General features: G+C 72.9%; 8 protein-coding genes. 2 read left to right on the plus strand and 6 right to left on the minus strand.

Features of this window, described 5'->3' with window-relative positions; translation table 11 throughout:
* The first annotated feature begins 83 nt into the window (after positions 1–83).
* The gene (locus tag ABTY61_RS39405) at positions 84–662 is read left to right on the plus strand and encodes a TetR/AcrR family transcriptional regulator (protein ID WP_350510042.1); all 579 of its coding nucleotides are present in this window, start codon (positions 84–86) and stop codon (positions 660–662) included.
* A gap of 182 nt (positions 663–844) precedes the next feature.
* Complete coding sequence (locus ABTY61_RS39410) at positions 845–1783, plus strand: LysR family transcriptional regulator (RefSeq protein WP_350510043.1); 939 nt, start codon at positions 845–847, stop codon at positions 1781–1783.
* 10 nt (positions 1784–1793) lie between these two features.
* On the opposite strand, the gene ABTY61_RS39415 is transcribed toward ABTY61_RS39410, so the two are convergent.
* The 6 genes from ABTY61_RS39415 to ABTY61_RS39440 form a co-directional block, all read right to left on the minus strand.
* A complete protein-coding gene (locus ABTY61_RS39415) occupies positions 1794–2420 on the minus strand; it encodes a TIGR03086 family metal-binding protein (protein ID WP_350510044.1) in 627 nt (208 codons plus the stop codon).
* 14 nt (positions 2421–2434) lie between these two features.
* On the minus strand, positions 2435–3001 hold the full coding sequence (gene paaI / locus ABTY61_RS39420) for a hydroxyphenylacetyl-CoA thioesterase PaaI (RefSeq protein WP_502895515.1): 567 nt from the start codon (positions 2999–3001) through the stop codon (positions 2435–2437).
* A 723-nt stretch (positions 3002–3724) separates the two neighbouring features.
* The gene (locus ABTY61_RS39425; protein WP_350510045.1) at positions 3725–4312 is read right to left on the minus strand and encodes a protoglobin domain-containing protein; all 588 of its coding nucleotides are present in this window, start codon (positions 4310–4312) and stop codon (positions 3725–3727) included.
* A gap of 150 nt (positions 4313–4462) precedes the next feature.
* Positions 4463–5083, minus strand: a complete 621-nt coding sequence (locus ABTY61_RS39430) for a MarR family winged helix-turn-helix transcriptional regulator (RefSeq protein WP_350510046.1) — start codon at positions 5081–5083, stop codon at positions 4463–4465.
* 216 nt (positions 5084–5299) lie between these two features.
* Positions 5300–6574: an MAB_1171c family putative transporter gene (locus ABTY61_RS39435; RefSeq protein WP_350510047.1), complete on the minus strand. Its 1275-nt coding sequence runs from the start codon at positions 6572–6574 to the stop codon at positions 5300–5302.
* On the minus strand, positions 6567–7118 hold the full coding sequence (locus ABTY61_RS39440; RefSeq protein WP_350510048.1) for a M78 family metallopeptidase domain-containing protein: 552 nt from the start codon (positions 7116–7118) through the stop codon (positions 6567–6569). Before ABTY61_RS39440 ends, ABTY61_RS39435 begins: the two co-directional genes overlap by 8 nt.
* Positions 7119–7495: the final 377 nt, after the last annotated feature.

The raw sequence follows: 7495 nt of genomic DNA on the forward strand, positions 1-7495 counted from the left end.
CTCCTGGGATCTAGCGTTGCTAGCTGTTGAGGCAACGCTAGACCTACTGTCGCTCGATTGTCTAGCGCTGCTAGGATCGAATCATGTCCGTACAAGAACGCAAGCAACGCGAACGGGCGGAGCGCGAACGCCTCATCGTGGCGACCGCCCGCGAACTCGCCGAGCAACAGGGCTGGGACGCCGTCACCACCCGCCGCCTCGCCGAACGCATCGAGTACAGCCAGCCCGTCCTCTACAGCCACTTCCGCGGCAAACGGGAGATCATCGGCGCCGTCGCCCTCCAAGGCGCCACCGAGATGGCCGCCGCCGTACGGGCCGCGACCCGCACCACGGACGACCCCCGCACCCGGGTCACCGCCCTCGCCCACAGCTACCTCGACTTCGCCGCTCGCAATCCCGCGGTCTACGACGCCCTCTTCCAACTCGACGGCGGCCTCGCCTTCGCCCAGGAGGAGACCCCCGAACCGCTGAAGGACGCCTTCGCCGCCCTCCTGGAGACCCTCGGCGAAGCGGCCGGCGACGGCGTGGACCCGGGACTCTTCACCGAGGTCTTCTGGGCCGCCCTGCACGGACAGGCCACCCTGACCAGGGCCCGCCGCCTCCCCCCGCAGGACACCGAACGCAGGGTGCAGCTCCTGGTGGACCGGCTCGTCGCCCTCTGAACCACGGGCGGTCGCCGCCTTCCGGGCAGCGACCGCCCGTGGTTCAGAGATGGGGGGAGGAGGCCGGGGCGGACGGCCTGGGGAGACCGGGGATTGCCCGAACAAGCGGCTGATCATGAGGCATGGTGAGGACCACGCGGTCTGCCGAAGCGGACACGCCGATTCGGGAGGGGGCGGTTGCGGTGCTGGATCTGCAGGAGATGCGGACCCTGTTGACGCTCGGGGAGGAGCTGCATTTCGGGCAGGCCGCCAGGAGGCTGCGGGTCTCGCAGTCCCGGGTCAGCCAGACGCTGCGGGACGTGGAGCGGCGCATCGGCGGCCGGCTGTTCGAGCGGACCAGCCGTCAGGTCCGGCTCACCGGACTGGGGGAGGGCCTGATCGACCGGCTCAAGCCGCTCTACCAGGAGATGGCCGCCGTCTACAGCGAGACGGTGGCGCAGGCCCGCGGCGTCGACGGTCAGCTCCGGCTGGGCTTCACCGGCGCGGCCGGCGGGGCCTACGCGTCGGGCCTGGTCCGGGCCGGGCGGGCGTACGCGCCGGAATGCGACATCACCCTGCACGAGGTGGCCTGCAGCGACCTGCTCGGCCCGCTGCGCCGCAGCGAGGTGGACGTCCTGGTGGTCCGGCTGCCGATCGAGGAGCCGGACATCACGGTGGGGCCGGTGATCGGCCTGGAGTCGCGGCTGCTGGCGGTCGCCCTGGACCACCCGCTCGCCGAACGGCAGTCGATCTCGATCGAGGAGATCGCGCACGAGACGGTGTTCGCCCTGGCCAACACCGCGCCCGACTACTGGCGGGACTTCCACGTGCCGCTGGCGACACCCGGCGGGCACACCCTGCAACGGGGCCAGGAAGTGCAGACCTGCCAGGAGATCCTCTCCCTGGTCGCCGCCGGGAAGGGCGTGGCACCGCTGGCCGAGTCGGTGGCCCGCTACTACGCCCAGCCGGACGTGGCGTTCGTCCGGATCCACGACCTGCCCCCGGCACCGGTGACGCTGATCTGGCGCACCGCCGAGGAGAACGCGCGGATCCGGGCCCTGGCGGAGTGCGCGGCCCGCACGGCGGACACCGCCGTCCCCGGTCCGGCCCGACGGCGGCTCCCGGCCCCCGCGCGGGTCTGACCGGGCCGCGTCATGCCCCGGCGGGCCAGCGGGGCGGGCGCCCCAGCATCGCCAGGATCCGGTCGAGCCGGTCGGTGCTGCCGGTGCTGAGACCGGGGCGGAAGGAGGCGCCGGGCCGGCGCCGGTTGCTCCCGTCCGGCACCTCCTCGACGAACGGCAGCACCGCGTCGAGGAGTTCGGTCTCGAACCCGGCGGGCACCCCGATCGCGGCGGCCACGTCCCAGCCGTGCACCACGTAGTCGACGAAGTGGAAGCCGATCGCCGTCCGGGCCGGGAACATCTGGCCGCCGCGCACCTCGGGCAGCCAGAACTCGCCGGCCAGCACGCCTTCACCGGCGAACGCCTCGCTCACCCGGGCCGATGAGGCTCGGAAGGCGCCGGCCCAGTCGTCACCGAACTCGCGGTCCGCCCAGTCCGCGCGCCCGGTCCGCACGCCCTCGGCGGCGGCGGCGAAGCCGTGGTTCTGGCCGATCATGTGGGCCAGCAGCTTGTGCAGCGTCCACTCCGAGCAGGGGGTCGGCCGACCGAGGTCCTCGGCCGTGACCCGGTCGATGATCTCCTCGGTGACCTGGAGCGCCCGCCGGTCCCACGGCCGGATGTCGGGTGCGGTGTCGTTGTCGGGCGTGCTGTCGGGCATGGCGTTGATGGGAATCACCTTTCCTTGTCCTGCGAACCCCGCGAACCCTGCGAACCCTGCGAACCCTGCGAACCCTGCGAACCCTGCGGACCCTGCGAACCCTGCGGACCCTGAGTACCCCGCAGACCCGTCGACTTCCCGGTCGACGGGACCGGCTGCCCCGGCAACGACTGGCTCTGACCGCGGAATTCGGCGATCACCGTGCCGTCGGCCCGGCGCACCGTGACGTCGTAGATCCCGCCGCGGCCGAACCGGGAGCGCTCCACCGCCTCGGCGGCGAGCTCGTCCCCCACCGAGGCCGGGCGCAGGAAGGTCACCTGGGCCGACTGGGCCACCGTGGCGACACCGTGGGTGTTGCAGGCGTAGGCGAAGGCGGCGTCGGCGAGCAGGAACAGGTACCCGCCGTGCGCGGTGCCGTGTCCGTTCACCATGGTGTCGGCGAGCTTCAGGTGCGCGGTGGCGCGGCCGGGGCCGACCTGGTCGATGGTGATGCCGAGCGCTTGGCAGGTCCGGTCATCGGCGTACATGGCCTCGGCGCGGCGCCGGGCGGCGGCGGCCGCCGCCTCCGCATCACTGGTCATGGCTGGGCTCCTGGGATCTGTCGGGCTGTCGGGCTGTCGGGTCCTGGCCGGGCGGCGGGCTCCGACACCTGCCGGTGTCAACTCCTGCCACCCCAGAACGGTGTGACGTTATATCAGTTACTTCCGACCGATCACTCCCGGTCGGCCGGCCGCGGGCCCCACGCCGGCCGTGGTCGACAGCAGCGGCCCGCCGGAGCTCACGACCAGCCGGTGTCACCGTCGTTCACGCCGTCGCCGACGCGCTCCTCCCGGGCGCCGCCCTGGAAGACGTCGAGGCAGCGGATGCGCTCCGCCGGGGACCGGTCACTCATGCTCGCTCCTTCACGCGTGGTTCCGACTCGGGCGGATCGGGCCTCCGCGAACGATGTTCGGGGGCGGTGAACACGAGTGCCGGCCTGGTGAGGGTGTCGATCACGTCGCCGCCGGAGACCGCCGGATGGGAATGCGTCGCCCGGAGCCGACGGGCTGCGCCCCGGCGCTCCCCGTGTCACGGCCCGGCGCGGTCCGCCTTGCCGGGCATGATCCTGCGCCGTCGGCGCGCGGTGATCAAGCACGATTCCCGAATCGATCGATCTGCGGGCCAGATCATTGCCGGTCAGCGACTTTCCACCGACCCGGCCGAGGTGGGCGACAGCACGGATCGGCCGGCCGGGCCGACCCTGCGGTTCCGCTCGCAGGGTCGGCCCGCCCGGCCGGCCGTCGGGGTCGGGGTCGGTGCCCGGCCTACCAGGCGGCTCCCGCGTACGGGCGGGCCCACAGCGACACCTGGAGGGTGACGGCCTTGAACCAGGCCTGGTGCATCGACTCGACCTCCTCCTCGCCGTGTCCCTTGGCCGCGAGGAAGGGCCGCATGGTCGCGGTGATCGGATAGATGAACGCGATCAGGTACCGCAGCGGCACGTGCGGGACGGACCGCGCGCCGTCGGTGACGTTCTTCTTCGCCGTGGTGTGGCGCAGCGCGATCTCCTCCTGCTGGGCGAGCCAGCGCGTGTCGTACGGGCGGGTGCAGGTGTCGGCGATCCACTGCCCGAAGCGGAGCCGTACGGCGGCCAGGTACTCGGCGGCGGGCGCGCCCTCGGGAGTGGAGAAGTAGGCGAGCAGGTGCGGGTGGGAGCCGACGAATCCGTACCAGACGTCCAGGATCTCTTCGGTCTGGTCCGCCAGGACCTCCCCCGCGAGCTTGAGTGCGGCGATGTCCGCGTCGGAGAACAGGGTGGCCGCGGCGAGGCCCTCCAAGTCCTCGGCGGTGACCGGCGAGGCGGGAAGTGCGGGGTCGTCGTAGTGGTAGCCGGGAATGGGCGTGCGCGTCATGGCCGTCCTCGAATCCTTGAGCCGGTGGACTCCGCATCAGGACTCCACCAGGAGTCGAAATTAGGAGTCCTAACTATCGCGACGCTACCGACTCCCCCAGGTGTCGCGCAAGCGTCTTCCGACCTCCGGCAGCCGGATCTTGACGAAGAGTCAGCGCGGAGCCGGCTGGTGTTCCGGGCAGTCGACGCGCAGATCGGCCGCGCCGAGCGGGGCCTCCAGCAGCCCGCACCACTCCCCCACCCGGCCGTCCGGATGCTCCTGGCCCAGGAAGCGGCAGGTCAGGCAGGTGCGGGCGACGGTGATGCGCCCCGTGCGGTTCAGCGAGGCGACGGTCTCCAGCAGGACCCGCAGCGCGATGGCCCGGTCCTGCGGCGAGCAGGCGGACAGGCCCGCGGTGACCGGATCCCGCCAGCCGTGCAGCCGTTCGGCGGCCTCCCGGCCCGGTCCGGTCGGCACCCAGGACGACCGCCGGGTGTCGGTGACGTCCGGTACGGCCTCCAGCAGTCCCTTGCGGACCAGGGCGGAGGCGGCGTCGCTGACGGTCGGCGCGGAGACCTCCAGCCACCGCGCGAAGCTCCCGGTGCTCTGCGGCCCCGCAGTCGGGGTGGTGACCCGCAACAGCAACTGCGCCTGGGTGACGGAGAGTCCCTCCCGCTTGGCCGCGTCCCGCAGCATCGCCCGGCCGACGTCGCCGAGCCGCTCGACCGCGTCGATCAACCGGGCGTCAAGGGCGTCGAACCCACGCCCCGCAGTGCCGTCCTCGACTCCCACCAGAATCTCCTCCCGCCCCGGCGCACCGACGGACCGGGCCCGGCGGCCACCCAGTCTATGCAGTGCCGCCCGGCGGGCCCGGCCGGCGCATTCACGCCCGGCGGGCCCAGGCCTTCGTCCACGCCTCCGGGCGCGAGCACGACACCGCCGTCGTCCTGTTCGAGCGGTCGACGCAGGGATTCCGGCGCACCGGCCGCAGGGCGGGGCTGTCCGCTCTCACCCGGGAACCCGGTTCAGCTCCTCCCGCACCCGGCGGCGGACCTCGGCCACGGCCGGGGACGTGGTGAAGGCGTCCGCCACCTTGACCAGCCAGGCGACCTCCTCGTCGACGCCGCCCTGCCCCTCCGACCGGACGTACCCGGTCGACGGTCCGGCCGGGTAGCGGTGCCCCGCCTCGGCCGCCTCCAGGGCGGCGGCGACGCCCGCCGCCTCCACGGTCGCGGCCGCCTCACGGCGCCGGCGGAAGCGCGCGCCACCCGTGCTCCGGTCGAACTCCTCGACCCACGACGGCACCTGCGGGTGCACGTACGGGCGGAGCGCGAGCTGGCCGTCGCGGATCTCGATGATGCGGCGGTAGAGCGCGAACTGCGCCCCGTGCGGCGTCCGCCGCCCCACCCGCGCGGTGTCCGGCAGCAGCTCCACCCCCGGTACCGTCGCCCGCAGCGCCGACCACAGCGGTGCCAGTCGGCGGTACGCGTACCGGGCGCGCAGCGGTCGCGACCACCTCGCCAGCCGACCGCCCCAGGCGGGCGCGGTCGCTCCGGCCAGCATCAGGACGACGCAGACGAGTGCCGGCACGGCGGACACCGCGGTCTCGGCGCCGATCTCACCGCTGGTGGTCAGCAGGTCGACCACGTCGTTGACGTTGCCGGCGATCCAGAACAGCCCGATCACGGTGCCGGACGCCATCAGCCGCAGTCCGGAGCGCAGGGCGCCCGGCGGCATGCGGCGGGCGGAGCGGCCGATCAGCAGTCCGAACACGGACAGCCGCCAGACCAGGTGGACCGTGAGCAGCCCGATGTAGGCGACCAGGACGTACCGCCGTCGGCCGTGCGCGACGACGAGGGTGCCCACCTGGGTGGCGCCGGAGGCGGCGTACGCGACGGCACTCAGCACGAAGGCCCCGGCCGTGATGGCCACCTGCCGTCGAAGCCCGGCCCGGACCCCGCCCCGGACCCCGTCCGGCGGCTGGATCGAGTGTGCCACCATGGCCAGGAAGCCCACGGCGACGAGTTCCAACTCGTCGCCGACGAGCCTGAGGTAGCCGAATCCGAGCCAGGACCAGGGCCCGGACGCGAGGCCGCCCACCGCGGTGAACGTCGCCGGAGGCGTGAGCGCCAGCCCCAGCCCCAGACACAAGCCGGCGGCATAGACGTAACGGAGCGCCGGATCCGACCGCCGCCCGCGGTCGGACAGCGCCTTGGCCGCCGTTCCGACGAGGGTGATCAGGCAGGCGAGGTAGTCGGCCGCATCGGCCAGTCGGTCACCCATGACCGGCCGCACGGCCCTTCGGTGCGGGCCCGAACACGGAGCCCAGCCTGGTCACCCGACCGTCGGGGTCGCCGTCCTCCGACGGGGTCCGGACCCGGTGCCGCGCGCGCTGCAGGACGAGGGAGGCGATGAGTTCGGCCTCCCGCTCCTGACGGTCGGAGTAGGCCGAGCGGCCGAGCACACGCCGGATCAGCTCACCCGACAGATGGGGCATCAGCGCCTCGGACGCGGCGGATCCGAGCGCGGTCGTACCGGTGTGGCCGCAGAGCAGATGACCGACCTCGTGCAGCAGGATGTGCTGCTGGTGCAGCACGCTGGTGTCGGAGGGGTACCCGATGTAGTCGGCCCGGTCCGTGCTGGCCAGGATCCCGCACGGGCCCCTGCTCCGCCCCGGCAGCGGCACCAACTCCAGTGGCCTGCCCCGTATTCGCGCCAGTGTCACGGCGAGCGCGGGCATCTCGAAGGGCTCCGGAAGGGGCAGCGCCTCCGCGATCTCCCGACACATCCGCCACAGCTCCGCGTCCCCGTGGTCCTCCTGCCTCACGCCTTCCCCCAGCCCCTCGACGCCGTGCCGACAGAGGAATGATCTCAGGCCGGGACGACAGGTCGCTCGGGTCAGCGACCCGGTACGGGGACGGGGAGTCGGCGGCGCGGATCGACCCGGTACCGCTGGACGGCGACACCGAGGTGCCCTTCCGGGTGGAGTGGGCCACCGGCGGGCACCTCGACCGCTGCTGTCCACCCTGCGAGGCCACACCGATGCCGTGCGCGGGCAGGTCGCTCGGATCACCACGGATCCGCTGAATCGACCGGCACGCCGGGAAATGCGAAGAACCCCCATCCGGAATCCGGATGGGGGTTCTTCTGAATGATTGTTCGGCGGCGTCCTACTCTCCCACAGGGTCCCCCCTGCAGTACCAT

Source organism: Kitasatospora sp. NPDC096128 (genome assembly GCF_040303105.1).
Classification (GTDB): Bacteria; Actinomycetota; Actinomycetes; order Streptomycetales; family Streptomycetaceae; genus Kitasatospora.

What these genes read in the sequence shown, in the direction of transcription:
- ABTY61_RS39405 (WP_350510042.1), top strand. Translation starts at nt 84, where the DNA reads ATGTCCGTACAAGAACGCAAGCAACGCGAACGGGCGGAGCGCGAACGC.
- paaI (WP_502895515.1), bottom strand. Translation starts at nt 3,001, where the DNA reads ATGACCAGTGATGCGGAGGCGGCGGCCGCCGCCGCCCGGCGCCGCGCC.
- ABTY61_RS39435 (WP_350510047.1), bottom strand. Translation starts at nt 6,574, where the DNA reads ATGGGTGACCGACTGGCCGATGCGGCCGACTACCTCGCCTGCCTGATC.
- ABTY61_RS39425 (WP_350510045.1), bottom strand. Translation starts at nt 4,312, where the DNA reads ATGACGCGCACGCCCATTCCCGGCTACCACTACGACGACCCCGCACTT.
- ABTY61_RS39415 (WP_350510044.1), bottom strand. Translation starts at nt 2,420, where the DNA reads ATGCCCGACAGCACGCCCGACAACGACACCGCACCCGACATCCGGCCG.